Genomic DNA, 13,348 nt, shown 5'->3' with positions numbered 1-13,348 from the left:
GTCATCCCCTCATCCTGGTTTCGCCCGCGCCGTTTTCGGCGTCCGGTATTCGTATTAGGGCGCCATCCAATGGCCGCCGTTCACGTCGAGCGTCGCGCCGGTCACCACGCGCGCATGATCCGACAGAAGCATCAGCACCGCGCGTGCGCAGTCGTCCTCCGGCGGGATGATTCCGAGCGGAATGTCCTTGGTCACCGCGCCGACCACCGCGACCTCGTCTTCGCCACCCGCGACCTTGGTGGCGATGAACTGGCGGACGGGTTCGCCATGGATCCAGCCCATGCGACACGTGTTGACGCGGATGCCGTGGCGCCCGAGATCGGCCGCCATGTACTTGCCCAGCGTGTTGAGCGCGGCCTTCGACGTGGCGTAGCCCATTTCCAGGCCGTGTTCGGTGCCGAACGGCCGCACCGTCGCCATCGTCGACACGTTCACCACCGCGCCGCCGCCTGACAGATACGGCACGCACGCCTTGGTCAGCCGCAATGCGCCAAGGCAGTTGACGTCGAACGCGGCGGCGAAATCGGCCGGGTCCGCACTCTCGACCAGGCTCCATTCGCCGTGGAAATAGGCGCTGTTGACCAGGCCGTCGATCCGCCCGCCGAATGCCTCTGCCGCCGCGGTGGCGAGCGCGACGCACTCGTCGTCGCGCGCGACGTCGCAGCGCACCGCCAGCGCGGTGCCGCCCGCGTCGGCGATCTGCGCCTGTACTTCGTCCAGGAACGCGCGGTTGCGCGCCGCAAGCACCACGCGCGCGCCTTCCGCCGCTGCGATCCGTGCGAGCGCGCGTCCCATGCCGGGGCCGACCCCGCTGACGACGATCGTCTTGTCCGCAAGCAAAGCCATGATGCTTCCTCTCAGCCGATGTAGCGCGCGCGATAGTCGGCGAAGGCGTCGCGGATCGCGGACTCGTCCAGTCCGAACCGATCGAGCGAATAGTCGTGCGCGGGGCGCTGCTCGCGCTGGTTGCCCGCCAGGAACTCTGCCAGTGCGGCCTCGGTGTCGGGCCCGGGTTCGACGCCGATCCGGCGCAGAACGCGGCGGGCCTGCTCGACCGGCTGGCGGGTCACGTCGCGATAGTCGATGTCGATGAAGCGATCCTCGCCGATCCGTTCACGCGCGTCGGCGAACCGGCGCATCCATTCCTGCAGTCGCGGGAACCAGAAGCCCGCCACCTCGCGGTCGTCGATCTGCGCGACCAGCTTGTACAGCGCGGCCTGCATGCTGATGTACGACGGCACCGTATCGACCGGATCGCGATGCGTCATGATGAGCAGCGCGTCGGGGAAAGCGGCCGCGGCATATTCGGCGAATGGCAGGTTGGACGGGCTTTTGAGGACCCACTGCTTGCCCCGCCGAGACGGATCCTGCCATTGCAGATATTTCAGGATCGTCGTCAGGTCGGCATGCCCCTTCGACTGGTCGTATCCATCGAGCCAGCGCGCGAACGACGGGACGAACGTCATCGCCTCCACCATCGTGCTGACGAACATCTGGCCCAGAATCAGGATCTCTTCGTCGGGCGCATCGGGGTCGAGCGGGTGGATCGAGGCGAGTTCGGGCGCAGCCTGCAACCAGCCGTCGATCATCGCGTCGGCATAGGCGCGGCGCTCGACGGGCGCGCCGGGGGCTTCGCCGGGGAAGGGCGCGTAGTTCTGCAGCTCGAACCAGCGAATCCCGGTCATGCCCGGCGCCGATGCGAGCAGGCGCTGGAAGATCGTGCTGCCGGTGCGCGGCAATCCCAGGATGATCGCGGCGACGCTGACCGTCTCGTCATGAATCTCGGGGTGGCGTTTCAGATCCTCGACCATGCGCAGCCGGCTGGTCAGACCCTTGACGATCACCTCGCGCTGCCCCGCGACGCCGGCCGGAGTCAGCCTCCCCTCGCGATTTGCCGCCTCGAGGAACTGCGCCATCGGTTCGAGGAACCAGGTGTCTCCGAAGTCGGTCAGTCCCGCGCGGTCGCGGGCCGCCTCGAGCAGCGCGTCCCGGTCCAGCGTCTCGGGGTTCGCGACGATGGTCGCCATGCCGGCCCTCTCCTTTTTCTGTCACACGGCCTATTACGCGGCGGCGGCGATGACAATACGAAAAACACGAATTATTCCGGGCATTACCGTTGTCATGCGTAGTTACCACGTTATGATTGTGCGCGAAGTGCGAAAGCATGCGCTTTGGCCGGATCGCGATGGTTCGGCCGGTTCGCCCGACAGGAGCGTCCATGAATATCGAAGACATCGCTGGGCGCCTCGATCGTCTGGAGGCCATCCAGGCAATCGAAATTCTCAAGGCGCGTTACGTCCGCGCGTGCGATCGCAAGCAGCCGGCGGCGGTGCGCGCCTGCTTCACCGATGATGCGAGGATCGATTTCGAAGGCTTTCCGCTGTTCACGGACCCCGATGCGTTCGTCGCGATCTTCGAGCAATGGGGCTGCCAGCCGCACATCGTCGACATGCACCATCTGAACAACGCGATCGTGGAGGTGACCGGGCCCGACACCGCCCGCGCGCGGTTCGACCTGTTCTTCTTCCAGATCGACATGCAGGCCAGGCGCCATACGCAGCTTGCGGTCGACTATGACGACGACCTGCGGCGGGTCGACGGCGAGTGGCGGATTGCGCGCAGCGTCAGCCGGCGGATGTCGATGCTGGTCCGCGACCTGGGCGAGGACGAGCTGGAACGCGTGACGATCGCAGCCCGGTCGGACGAGCCGGGACCCGCCGCCGCGCCGCGATAGTCAGCTCACGTCAGGCGGCGGCCCGGGTGTCCGCCGCATGAAAGGCCTCCGCTCTGGCTTTGAGCGCACGCGCGCTGTCGTTGAACGCGCGCGTCACCCACGGGCCGGCGAACCGCATGACGTGGATCCCGTTGGGGCCGGTGAACGTATCGGTCGATACGTAGCGGCAGCGATCGGGGCCCAGCGGCGTGATGATCTGGTCACGCCGCGCGGGATATGGCCATTCGGGGCTGTCGACCAGTTCCCACGACAGCATCCGCTCGGGCTCGAACGCGCAGACATATTCGCAATTGGGCGCAAGCGTGCCAGGGGCCACCGGCGTCACCAGCCGCATGTAGACCGGTGCGCCCATTTCCAGCGTCGATTCTGCCCACACGCAGAACGGGTTCCATTCCCCATAGCGTGGCAGATCGATCAGGATCTGCCACACGACGGACGCCGGCGCGTCGATCTCGATCGGATCGGACGCGGCCAGGGTTGCGGGGTCGTACAGCGCGAACGGGTCGTATCCGTCCACCATCACGCCGCCTCGCGCTCTTCGGGTTCGGCCGGGAAGATCGCGGGCAGCCCGGGATCGTAGGTCTGCGTCAACGCCTGGATGAACGCGGTATCCGTCATCGGATCGGTGGGCATCACGAACGGCACGCCGCGGCGGCGCAGGTCGGCGATCAGGATGTCGAAGATCCGCTCGTGCGTCAGGTCGTCGCTATGGTCGAGCGACACGCGCAGCTCGTCCAGGTCCATGAAGATGTCGGCGCCCCAATGGATCAGGAAGCGGAACTCGGACTCCGGGATCCGCTGGATCACCTGCTCGCCGGTGCGGATCCGCCAACCGTCCGCACTGTCGGGATCGGCCTCCATCACCGAACCGATGTCGAGCCCGGCGGGCTTGCGCAGCGCGGCGGGGCCGCAGCTTTCCGCGCCATGGTACATCTTCTCGTTCTCGACGACGACCGCACGGCCCCACATCGGCGCATGGATCTGCTTGGGCGCCGCTGCCAGCCCCTGCGGCCAATAGGTGAAGCCGCCGCCGGTGGTGCCCTTGTAATACCAGGCTATCACCTGCGCCTTCTTCGTGCGCCAATGTTCGAACAGGTTCGACTTGACCATCATGTTCATCAGCCAGATCGGCGTGGTCTGGAGCGTGACGCCGCGAAAATTGGTCGCGTCGACATGCGGCGCGCCGCCGCCGCTGCACGGCCCCTGGATGTTGAACAGCATGTTTTCCGCGCGCGCATATTTCGCGCCCCAATAGTCGCGCACCTGGTTCAGCAGCGAAGGATTGAGGAAACAATCGTCGATCTCGGGGTAGAGCGAGGTCATCCCCTTGGCCAGATAGCCGCGGAACACCGGCGACAGGAACATGTCCCAGGTCGGCTTGAACCCCTCGGGCAGGTTGCCCGACGTGGTCGCGACGACTTCCTCGGGCGATTTGAAATGCTGCGCCAGGATCAGCGACCACGGCCCCTCGCGCCGGACGACGTCGAGCAACCGGCGATGCTGATCCTCGCTGTAGGCGCCTTCGATCACGCGCGGCTCGGCGACGGGCACGAATACTTCGGTCATCCTGTCTCTCCTTATCTTATTGTATCTGGCCCGATCAGGCGTTGACGCCCATCGCATGTCGCGCCGCGACATAACCGAACGTCATCGCGGGTCCCAGCGTCACGCCCGCGCCGGGATAGCTCTCGCCCATCACCGAGGCGGCGGTATTGCCGATCGCGTACAGCCCCGCGATCACGTGGCCGTCCGTATCCAGCGCACGCGCGTTCTCGTCGGTCACGATGCCGCCATTGGTGCCGATGTCGCCGCCATAGATCGGCAGAGCATAGAAGGGCGCGGCCACGATCGGTGCGAGTGTCGGGTTGGGCTTGACCGACGGATCGCCATACATCCGGTCATAGGCCGGACCGCCGCGGTCGAACTCGGTATCGACGCCGGTGATCGCGTCCGCGTTGAACCGCGCCAGCGTCGCCTTGAGCGTGTCGGCGGGAACCCCGATCGCGGCGGCCAGCCCCTCGACACTCGACGCCTTCTTCATCGTCTCGCGTACACCCTTGAGCTGGAGCGCGTCGGGAACGATCGGGAACAGCGGACCCGCCGGGTATTTCTTGCGATAGGTCGCATCGAACACGAACCAGGCGGGACTGGTCTTCCCGCCGCTGCGCTCGCCCTCGATCATCTTCTGCCCGACGACGTGATAGGATGCCGCCTCGTTCAGGAAACGGCGGCCGTCGCGGTTGACCATCATCGAGCCGGGCAGCGCGCGCTCGATCGACGACAGCCGCGCGCGATCCTCGCCGGGCACGCGGAAGACGGGTGCGCACCAGGTCGACTGCATGTTGCGCAGGCCCGCGCCGATCCGCGCCGCGGCGTTGATCGCATCACCCGTATTGTTGACCTGGCTACCCGAGATCGTCGGGTCGGGCGATCCGGGCAGATGCTCGGCGCGCATCTCGGCGTTGCGCTCGAACCCGCCCGCGGCGAGGATCACGCCGCGCCGCGCGCGCACGCGCACCGTCTTGCCCTCGTGCCGGACGATCGCACCCGTGATCGCGCCGTTCTCCTCGACCAGATCGACCAGCGGCGTATCGAGCCACACCGGAACCTTGCGTTCGCGCAGCGCGATCCACAGCCCCCCGACCAGCGCGTTGCCCAGCGTCAGGTTGCGATCCTTGCGCGAGCGGAGCCGGTGCTTCCAGTCGCTGGCGTACGCCCACAGCATCTTCGCCAGCACCTTTTGCCAGCCCTTGTGCCGGAACAGCAGGTAGTTGGTGTCGGTGAAGCTCCAGTTGACGATCCCGCCCAGGCTGGCGGCGGGAGAGGCGGAGCGCAGCTTCAGGATGTCGTCGCCCAGCAGCCGTCCGTCGATGCCGCGCGGCAGATGCGTGCGGAAGCCGTGCTTCCCGCCCTCATATTCGACGTGATAGTCGGGATAGGGCACGCTGTCGTAGCGGACCGGCGTTTTCGCGTGCAGCCAGCGCAGCATCCGCGGCGCCTGGTCGACGAACGCCTTGATCGTCCCGTCGGGCACGTTGGCGGCGCTTTGCGGGCGGATATAGGCGAATGCCTCCTCCGCGCTGTCCGCCTGCCCAGCATCGCGCGCCAGGTCGCTCGCCGGGATCCAGATCCCGCCGCCAGAGGTGGCAGAGGTGCCGCCGAACTCGTCCGCTTTCTCCACGACCAGCACGTCGCCATGCGCGTCGGCGGCGTTGATCGCCGCGGTCAGGCCACCGGCGCCGGTGCCGACGACGAGCACGTCGACCTCCTTGTCCCAAGTCGCCATCGCTTCGCTCTCCACCATAATACGTCGTTACCGTATCTTTTAGCTACGCAGATCGACAGTGCAAGCGTTCAGCAGTTCCACTGGAGCGGCAGCGCCTTCAGCATCATCGTCGAACCCGGCAGGTTCTCGATCGCGTGCCCCGCCGCGACGCGAAGCCCGGGCATCCGCGGCAACAATTCCTGCAGCATGACGGTGAGCTGGACGCGCGCCAGATGCGCCCCGATGCACAGGTGCGGGCCCGAACCGAAGCCCAGATGCTTGACGCGCCGGCCCGCGCCCGCGCGGTCGAAGTCCACGACCAGCGGGTCGGGAAAGGCGCGGCGGTCGAGCCCGGCGATCGGCGTCGCCGCGCATACCGCATCGCCCCGGCGCAGCTCCACCCCCCGCCACGTGAAGTCGGTCGCGACGGCGCGGCCGATATACGAGATGCCGAAACGGCGCAGCAGTTCCTCGAGCGCCACCGGGATCGTCTCCGGCCGGTCAATCAACGCCTGGCGGTGACCGGGGCTTTCGGCCAGGAACCGCATGATATGCGTCATCTGCGAGGTGATCGTGTCGAGCCCGCCCATGAACAGCATCATCGTGATCGCGCGCATCTCTTCGACGTTCAGCGGCCGGCCCTCGATCCGCGCGGCGAGCATCGCCTGGAACATCGGGCCCGCATTTGCCGCCGGCGCCGCGACCTGCGCGTCCAGCCAGCGCGTCACGAACGCGTTGGCGGCGACGAACCCTTCGGTCGTCTGCGCAAGCGTGGTGCCGCGAAAGACGAGCTTGATGAAATGCAGGCATTCGTCGCGATACGCCGCGTCCGCCCCCATCAACTCGAGGAAGATGTCGATCGGCAGCCGGTACGCGAAGTCGTGCACGAACTCGCACGTGCCCGGCGCGAACCCGTCGAACAGGTCGAGCGTCAGCCGCCGGGTGTCGGGCTCCAATGTCGCCAGCGCGCGGGGCGAAAACATGCCGTTGGCCATCAGCTTGCGATAGACGCCGTGCCTGGGCGGATCGAAATGGTTGGGGATCAGCGTCATCGGATTCTCGATCCGCGGGATCGCGAGCGACGTCGCCGTGAAGCGTTCGTGGTCGCAGAACACCTCGTCGATCAGCGCCGCGCGCGTCACCACCCAATAGCCGCCCAGATCGGGGGAAAAGAAGATGTCGGGCAAGTCGCTCATGCCCGCCAGATAGGTCCAGGGATCGTGCCGCAATCCGTCCTGGTCGCGAAAATCGAAGCGGTGGACGCGGTGTTCGGGCACATGCGAAGGAATGGGGGCGGGGGGCATCGGGCACTCTCCTGTGGCCGGCTGCGCGACCTGTAGGCATCGACTGTGCGATCGCCGCACAACCGCATCAAGCCGGTGACAATACGCGACCCGGCCCTTTCGCCGCCGCCCGGCCATCGGATCGGTCCGCGTCTTGACCGACGGACTACGCAGATGCAGGTCTGTTTCATGACGACGGAGCCAGCGATCATCGCCGAACGCGCGCTGCCCTATGGCTGCGCGCAGATCGTGGAATGGCGATGGTCCGGGCCGATCGACCTGACGGTGCGCGAACCGCGGCACATGATCGAGATGTCGATGCCGCCCTTTTCGACCGACGGCATGGCCGCCTTTCCCGCGCTCGATCCGGCCCGGTTCCGCTTCATGGGAACGCTGTTCATGCGGCCTGCCGACGTCGACATCCACGCGCGCAGCGTCGGTGGGCACGTCCGCGTCGTTCGGGTCACGGTGAACCCTGATGCAGGAACAGCCGCGCAACGCCTCGCGCTCGGCGGCGAGCGTGTGGGCGACGGGCTCGACCTGCGCGGCACGCGGCTTCGCCAGCTGATGGGGTATATTCGCGACGAATTGATCCGTCCCGGTGCCGAAAGCGACGGCCTTGTCCGCGCCTATGCCGATGCCCTGCTGATCGAGACCGGGCGCAGCATCGCCGCGCGGGCGGAGCGCACGCAGGTGGCGGCGCGACTGGCGGATTGGCAGCATGCGCGCGTCGTCGCGCGGATCGACGCGGAAGGACCCGTGCCGACGCTTGCCGAACTGGCCGCGCTGTGCGGCGTCAGCGAACGGCATTTCACGCGGCTGTATCGCGCTCTGGCCGGCGAAAGTGCGGCGTGCACGATCGAGCGCGCGCGGATGCGCCGTGCGATGGCATTGCTCGATGCGGGCGACCTGCCGATCAAGGCGATCGCCGCCGCCACCGGCTTCACGCGCGACAGTGCCTTCTCGGCCGCGTTTCGGCGTGCGACCGGACTGCCGCCGCGGACCTGGTGCCAGCGTCGCCGCGCCGCCGCCGCCGTGCACCGATCGTTGCAGGGGCCGCGATGACCGACACGACCGCTGGCCAGTACGACTTCGTCATCGTGGGCGCGGGATCCGCCGGCTGCGTCCTTGCCAACCGCCTTTCCGCCGATCCCGCGAACCGCGTGCTGCTGATCGAGGCGGGCGGGCGCGATCGCAGCATCTTCATTCACGCGCCCGGCGGGCTGCTTCCGATCATGTATCGCGGGCTGTTCCAGTGGATGCACGTCAGCGTGCCCCAGAAACACGCCGACGGACGCCAGGTCTACACGCCGCGCGGCCGCGTGCTGGGCGGATCGTCATCGATCAACGGCATGGTCTATGATCGCGGCGCGCGTGGCGATTACGACCTGTGGCGCCAGCTCGGCAACGAGGGCTGGGCATATGACGATGTGCTGCCCTATTTCCGCAAGCTCGAGGATTTCCGGCCCGGGGGCGATGCCGGCTATCACGGCAACGACGGTCCCGTGCTGGTGACCAGGCCGGGGATCACGCACCCGCTCGCGCGCGCATTCGCCGATGCCGCGGTCGCCGCCGGCGTGCCGTGGAACGACGATCCCAACGGCACGCACCGCGAGGGCGTCGGCCCTGCCGACGTCACCGCGTCCGCAGGCCGGCGGTGGAGCGCGGCGCGCGCCTATCTCAAGCCCGCGCGCTCACGCGCCAACCTGCACGTCGTCACCGATGCGCATGTCGAGCGCGTCGTCATCGCGCAGGGCAGGGCGACCGGTGTCGCCTACAGGCATCGCGGTGCCAGCATGACGGCGCACGCGGCGCGCGAGGTGATCGTGTCGGCAGGCGCGATCCATTCGCCGCACATCCTGATGCTGTCGGGGATCGGCCCCGCCGCGCACCTCGGCGAACATGGCATCTCGGTCCAGCGCGACCTGCCCGGCGTCGGCCAGAACTATCGCGATCACGTCGCGGTCTCGGTCAAGCAGGCGTGCACCCAGCCGATCTCGATGTTCAACTTCTTTCATCCGCTGGTCGCGGCGAAGGCGGCGGCGAATTTCGTGCTGTTTCGCCGCGGCCCGCTCGCCAATCCGCCCGCCGAGACCTTCGCCTATCTGCGCACGATGCCCGGCGCCGCGGAGCCCGACATCAAGATCCATTTCGCGATGGCGCTGTACGAGGCGATGGGGCGAAAGCTCATCATGGAGCACGGCTATTTCGCGCATGTCGATCTGCTCCATCCCGAAAGCGTCGGCGAGATCCGGCTGACCGGCGGCAAGCCCGGCGATCCGCTCGCGATCGATCCGAACATCCTGTCGACGCCGGGTGATCTAGCCCGCGGCCGCGCCGCGATCCGCGCGGTGCGCGACATCTTCGTGCAGGCGCCGTTCGATGCGGTGCGCGGCGCCGAACTCGCACCCGGCGCGGACGTTCGCTCCGACGACGAACTCGACACCTATCTCCGCCAGACCGCGGTGTCCGACATCCATACCGTCGGCACGTGCCGGATGGGGCACGACGCGATGGCGGTGGTCGATCCGCAGCTGCGCGTCCACGGCGTCGCGCAGCTGCGCGTCGTCGACGCCTCGGTGATGCCGCGCGTGCCGAGTGGCAACACCAACGTGCCGACGATGATGGTCGCAGAAAAGGCCGCGGACATGATCCTGGCCTGACGCGCCAATCAGCCCCGGCCGTACCCCGCGACCAGCGTCGCCGCCCCGCGCATCGCGCCTTCGATATACCCTACGCCCGTGCCGTCGCCGATCTCATCGACCGCCAGACCGTGCGCGCGTAACGCATCGGCAAGCGTCGAGTCGCCCCGCGCACCCATCGCGACGATGACGTGATCCGCCGCGATCGCCTGCGCTGTTCCGTGCGTATCGACGAAGCGCACCGCCTCCTCGTCGATCGCAATTCCCGATACGCCCGCGAACATCGCGACGCCATGCTCGCGCAGCTCCGCCAGCAGCCGCATCCGCCGCACGATCAACAGCCCGCCCCCCAGCTTGTCCGCCTCGCCGACGATCGTCACCTCGCGCCCGCGCTCGACGAGGAATTCCGCAAGCTCGCAGCCGACCAGCTCGCCGCCGACGATCACGATCCGCTGGCCCAGCGGCATCCAGCCGCGCGTCGCGGTTCGCACCAGTTCCAGATTGGCGGTCGCCCCCGTCGCCGCGCCGATCCGCGCCGCCACGCGTGCGGCCAGTCCCACCTTGCGCCGCACCGCCTCGGACCGTTCGCCGAGCAGCAGCGCGCGCAGGTCGTCGCCGGACAGCACATGGTCGCGCTCCGCCCCCGGGATCGGCGGCATGTCGCGCACCGCGCCCGATGCGACGACCACGCGGTCGGGCGTCAGCGACGCGATCAGGTCCGGCGTCGCCTCGGTCGACAGCCGGACCTCGACGCCGCTCGCCGCGATCTGCGCGCGCAGCCAGTCCAGCAGCCGCTCGTTGGGCTCGTAGGCGAGGGCGGCGAAGCGCAGCGTGCCGCCCAGCCGATCCGATCGCTCGATCAGCACGACCCGCGATCCCGCCGCGTCGAGCCTGCGTGCCGCCTCCATCCCCGCGGGGCCACCGCCGACGATCACGACCCGACCCGGCGCCGCGACGGGCGTCCAGTCGAGGTCCTCATACCCCGTCTCGGGCCGTACCGCACACCGCACCTGCTCGCGCAGATAGGCGGTGCTGACGCAGGTATAGCAATAGATGCACGGGCGGATGTCCGCCCCGCGTCCGTTCGCCAGCTTGGCGGGCAGCGCCGGGTCCGCGAGCAGCTTGCGCCCCATCGCGACGAAATCGCATGCGCCGTCCGCCAGCGCGCGTTCACCGCGATCGATCTCGATCCGTCCCGAAGCGATCACCGGGATGCGCACCGCCGCCTTTATCCGCGCCGCGAGCGCGAGATGCGCGCCCGGCACGTGCGGGATGTTCGACGCCGAGTGCAGCTTGCCCTGGCCGACGTCGTGATAGGCGGTGACGGTGATCGCGTCCGCGCCCGCCGCTTCGATCATCGGCGCCAGCGCAACCGCATCCTCGATCGCGATGCCGTTCGCGCGCCCGATCTCGTGCGCGTCGATCTTCACCCACATCGCGAATCCGGCGCCGACCGCGGCACGCACCGCGCGGACGACCTCGACCAGCAGCCGTGCCCGTCCCGCCAGATCGCCGCCATAGCCATCGGTGCGCGTGTTGGTGGCGGGCGAGACGAAGGACGACAGCAGATAGCCGTGCCCGCCATGGATCTCGACCCCGTCGAACCCGGCGCGCTTCGCCCGATCCGCCGCCGCGGCGAACTGTGCGACCACCACCGCGATGTCGGTCTCGTCCAGCACCTTGAGCTCGGGTACCGCGCCGCCCGCGAACGCGGCCATCTCCTCGGGCAGGAAATAGTCGGGGAAGTCGCCTGCGAACGGCGGCGGCACCGCGGGCGCCCAGAGCGGGTGGCCGTCCTGCGCCGAATGCGACGCGACCAGCCCGCCATGGTGGAGCTGCGCGGCGATCCGCCCGCCCGCGTCATGGACAGTCCGGGTCAGCAGCATCAGCCCGGGCACGAAGCGATCGTCCGAGATCGCGCTTTGCCGCGGCTGGACCGCGCCGACGGGCCAGGCGACACCCGTCACGCCCATCACGATCAGTCCCGCGCCGCCTTCCGCCTGCGCGCGATGATACGCGATCAGCCGTTCACCGACGCTGCCGTCGGGTTCGGCGAGGCTGACCCCCATCGCGGTCAGGACGATCCGGTTCGGCAGCGCAAGCGCCCCGATGTGACCCGGTTCGAGCAAGGCGGATCGCGCCGCACGCGCCGGAGTGCGATTCAGGGCGAACGCCATCGACAGAATCCTCTTCTAATCATATGCGTAGGCCAAATGCTCGACCGTGATGAATATAGGGCAAATCGTCACGTGTATATAGCTGTTGTGCGTAGTCAACGGTGGCCATCGTGATATGGTCGCACCCAACGCCGCGAGTGGGAGACGGATCGAATGAGCGACGAAACCGCAACGGATGTACATTTGGCAGATACGTGGCGCGCTTTCTGTGAGCGGCTGGCGGATTGCGGCGACGTCCTGCTTCGCCCCGATGCGCCGACAACGCCGCTCGATCAGGCGGAGGGGGTACGGTATCTTAGCCGGCTGACGCGCACCGCGCTGAACATGCTGGTCGATTCCGCCGATCCCGATTTCCCGCGGCTGTTCCTGCTGACCGACGACACGATCAAGATCGGCGCGGACAACCCCGACAATCTGTACCAGCAGGTCGTCGTGCGCGGCGATCGCGAATATCGCCTGACCGGGCAGCGCGGGACGGTGCCGTATCTGTCGATCGGGTCGAAGGCGAACCGCTACGCGATCGACGGGACGATGGCGTCGACCGGCGAGATCGAGTTCGCCGACGTCGCGGTCGAGGACGACGGCACGTTCGAGATCGTCGCGAGCGCGCAGCGACAGCCGGGCAACTGGCTGCCGATGGCGGACGATACCACGCTGCTCATCATCCGCCAGACGTTCAACGACAAGAGCGTCGAGACGCCCGCCACCGTCCGGGTGGAGCGGATCAGCCCCGGGCCCGACGTGCCCGCGCTGCTGACACCACAGGCGATCGAGGCGCAACTGTTCGGCGCGGCGCAATGGGTGCGCGGCACCGCCAATACCTTCGCCGAATGGACGCGCTGGTTCATGGCGCAGCCTAACCGGATCTACGACGGCGACCAGAGCGTGTTCTATCGCGCGGGCGGCGACCCCAAGATCTGGTACGGCCACCTCTATTACGATCTTGCCCCCGACGAGGCGCTGGTGATCGAGGCGCATCCGCCCGAATGTCGCTTCTGGAACTTTCAGCTCGACAACTGGTGGATGGAGTCACTCGATCACGTCAACCGCAAGGTCTGGGTCAATGGTGCGAACGCGCACCATGAGGCGGACGGCAGCGTCATCGTGGTGTGTGCGGATCGCGATCCCGGTTACGGCAACTGGATCGATCTGTCGGGGCACCGATCGGGAACCGCGCTGTGGCGCTGGATCGAGGCGCACGACCATCCCGTCCCGCAATGCCGTGTGGTCAAGGTCTGACGATGTTC

11 protein-coding genes are annotated in these 13,348 nt (G+C 67.8%); 4 read left to right on the top strand and 7 right to left on the bottom strand.

From position 1 onward, the window contains the following. Positions 1-54 precede the first annotated feature (54 nt). Positions 55-846, bottom strand: a complete 792-nt coding sequence (locus M9979_RS13595) for an SDR family oxidoreductase (protein ID WP_254289898.1) — start codon at positions 844-846, stop codon at positions 55-57. An 11-nt stretch (positions 847-857) separates the two neighbouring features. Next, positions 858-2,027, bottom strand: coding sequence for a sulfotransferase family protein (locus tag M9979_RS13590; protein WP_254289897.1), 1,170 nt, complete (start codon positions 2,025-2,027; stop codon positions 858-860). A 191-nt stretch (positions 2,028-2,218) separates the two neighbouring features. Between M9979_RS13590 and M9979_RS13585 the strand changes: the two genes are divergently transcribed. Then, entirely contained in the window at positions 2,219-2,734 is a 516-nt protein-coding gene (locus M9979_RS13585; RefSeq protein WP_254289896.1) for a nuclear transport factor 2 family protein, read from the top strand. 10 nt (positions 2,735-2,744) lie between these two features. Here M9979_RS13585 and M9979_RS13580 read toward each other — a convergent pair whose 3' ends face one another. Genes M9979_RS13580 through M9979_RS13565 form a run of 4 tightly spaced genes read right to left on the bottom strand, consistent with a single transcriptional unit; the run spans position 2,745 to position 7,303 of the window. Beyond that, the gene (locus M9979_RS13580; RefSeq protein ID WP_254289895.1) at positions 2,745-3,254 is read right to left on the bottom strand and encodes an SRPBCC domain-containing protein; all 510 of its coding nucleotides are present in this window, start codon (positions 3,252-3,254) and stop codon (positions 2,745-2,747) included. Next, entirely contained in the window at positions 3,254-4,300 is a 1,047-nt protein-coding gene (locus M9979_RS13575; protein WP_254289894.1) for a hypothetical protein, read from the bottom strand. The genes M9979_RS13580 and M9979_RS13575 overlap by 1 nt, the downstream gene beginning before the upstream one ends. A gap of 34 nt (positions 4,301-4,334) precedes the next feature. Further along, the gene (locus M9979_RS13570; protein ID WP_254289893.1) at positions 4,335-6,038 is read right to left on the bottom strand and encodes an FAD-dependent oxidoreductase; all 1,704 of its coding nucleotides are present in this window, start codon (positions 6,036-6,038) and stop codon (positions 4,335-4,337) included. 50 nt (positions 6,039-6,088) lie between these two features. Next, the gene (locus M9979_RS13565) at positions 6,089-7,303 is read right to left on the bottom strand and encodes a cytochrome P450 (protein WP_254289892.1); all 1,215 of its coding nucleotides are present in this window, start codon (positions 7,301-7,303) and stop codon (positions 6,089-6,091) included. Between the two features lie 168 nt (positions 7,304-7,471). Between M9979_RS13565 and M9979_RS13560 the strand changes: the two genes are divergently transcribed. Next, positions 7,472-8,347, top strand: a complete 876-nt coding sequence (locus tag M9979_RS13560) for a helix-turn-helix domain-containing protein (protein ID WP_254289891.1) — start codon at positions 7,472-7,474, stop codon at positions 8,345-8,347. Beyond that, positions 8,344-9,945 (top strand): GMC family oxidoreductase, encoded by a 1,602-nt coding sequence (locus M9979_RS13555; RefSeq protein WP_254289890.1) that lies wholly within the window; start codon positions 8,344-8,346, stop codon positions 9,943-9,945. Before M9979_RS13560 ends, M9979_RS13555 begins: the two co-directional genes overlap by 4 nt. Positions 9,946-9,953: 8 nt before the next feature. Here the strand turns inward: M9979_RS13555 and M9979_RS13550 are convergent, their stop codons facing one another. After that, entirely contained in the window at positions 9,954-12,101 is a 2,148-nt protein-coding gene (locus tag M9979_RS13550) for an oxidoreductase (protein ID WP_254289889.1), read from the bottom strand. A gap of 183 nt (positions 12,102-12,284) precedes the next feature. Here M9979_RS13550 and M9979_RS13545 point away from each other — a divergent pair, with 183 nt between their 5' ends. Then, on the top strand, positions 12,285-13,340 hold the full coding sequence (locus tag M9979_RS13545) for a DUF1214 domain-containing protein (RefSeq protein ID WP_254289888.1): 1,056 nt from the start codon (positions 12,285-12,287) through the stop codon (positions 13,338-13,340). Positions 13,341-13,348: the final 8 nt, after the last annotated feature.

This window comes from Sphingomonas liriopis, assembly GCF_024211255.1.
Classification (GTDB): domain Bacteria; phylum Pseudomonadota; class Alphaproteobacteria; order Sphingomonadales; family Sphingomonadaceae; genus Sphingomonas; species Sphingomonas liriopis.
This window is presented reverse-complemented; position numbering and strand designations above follow the sequence as displayed.

Excerpts from the sequence above, each read along its gene's own strand:
- M9979_RS13565 (WP_254289892.1), bottom strand. The coding sequence starts at position 7,303 with ATGCCCCCCGCCCCCATTCCTTCGCATGTGCCCGAACACCGCGTCCAC.
- M9979_RS13595 (WP_254289898.1), bottom strand. The coding sequence starts at position 846 with ATGGCTTTGCTTGCGGACAAGACGATCGTCGTCAGCGGGGTCGGCCCC.
- M9979_RS13590 (WP_254289897.1), bottom strand. The coding sequence starts at position 2,027 with ATGGCGACCATCGTCGCGAACCCCGAGACGCTGGACCGGGACGCGCTG.
- M9979_RS13555 (WP_254289890.1), top strand. The coding sequence starts at position 8,344 with ATGACCGACACGACCGCTGGCCAGTACGACTTCGTCATCGTGGGCGCG.
- M9979_RS13585 (WP_254289896.1), top strand. The coding sequence starts at position 2,219 with ATGAATATCGAAGACATCGCTGGGCGCCTCGATCGTCTGGAGGCCATC.
- M9979_RS13560 (WP_254289891.1), top strand. The coding sequence starts at position 7,472 with ATGACGACGGAGCCAGCGATCATCGCCGAACGCGCGCTGCCCTATGGC.
- M9979_RS13575 (WP_254289894.1), bottom strand. The coding sequence starts at position 4,300 with ATGACCGAAGTATTCGTGCCCGTCGCCGAGCCGCGCGTGATCGAAGGC.
- M9979_RS13570 (WP_254289893.1), bottom strand. The coding sequence starts at position 6,038 with ATGGTGGAGAGCGAAGCGATGGCGACTTGGGACAAGGAGGTCGACGTG.
- M9979_RS13580 (WP_254289895.1), bottom strand. The coding sequence starts at position 3,254 with ATGGTGGACGGATACGACCCGTTCGCGCTGTACGACCCCGCAACCCTG.
- M9979_RS13550 (WP_254289889.1), bottom strand. The coding sequence starts at position 12,101 with ATGGCGTTCGCCCTGAATCGCACTCCGGCGCGTGCGGCGCGATCCGCC.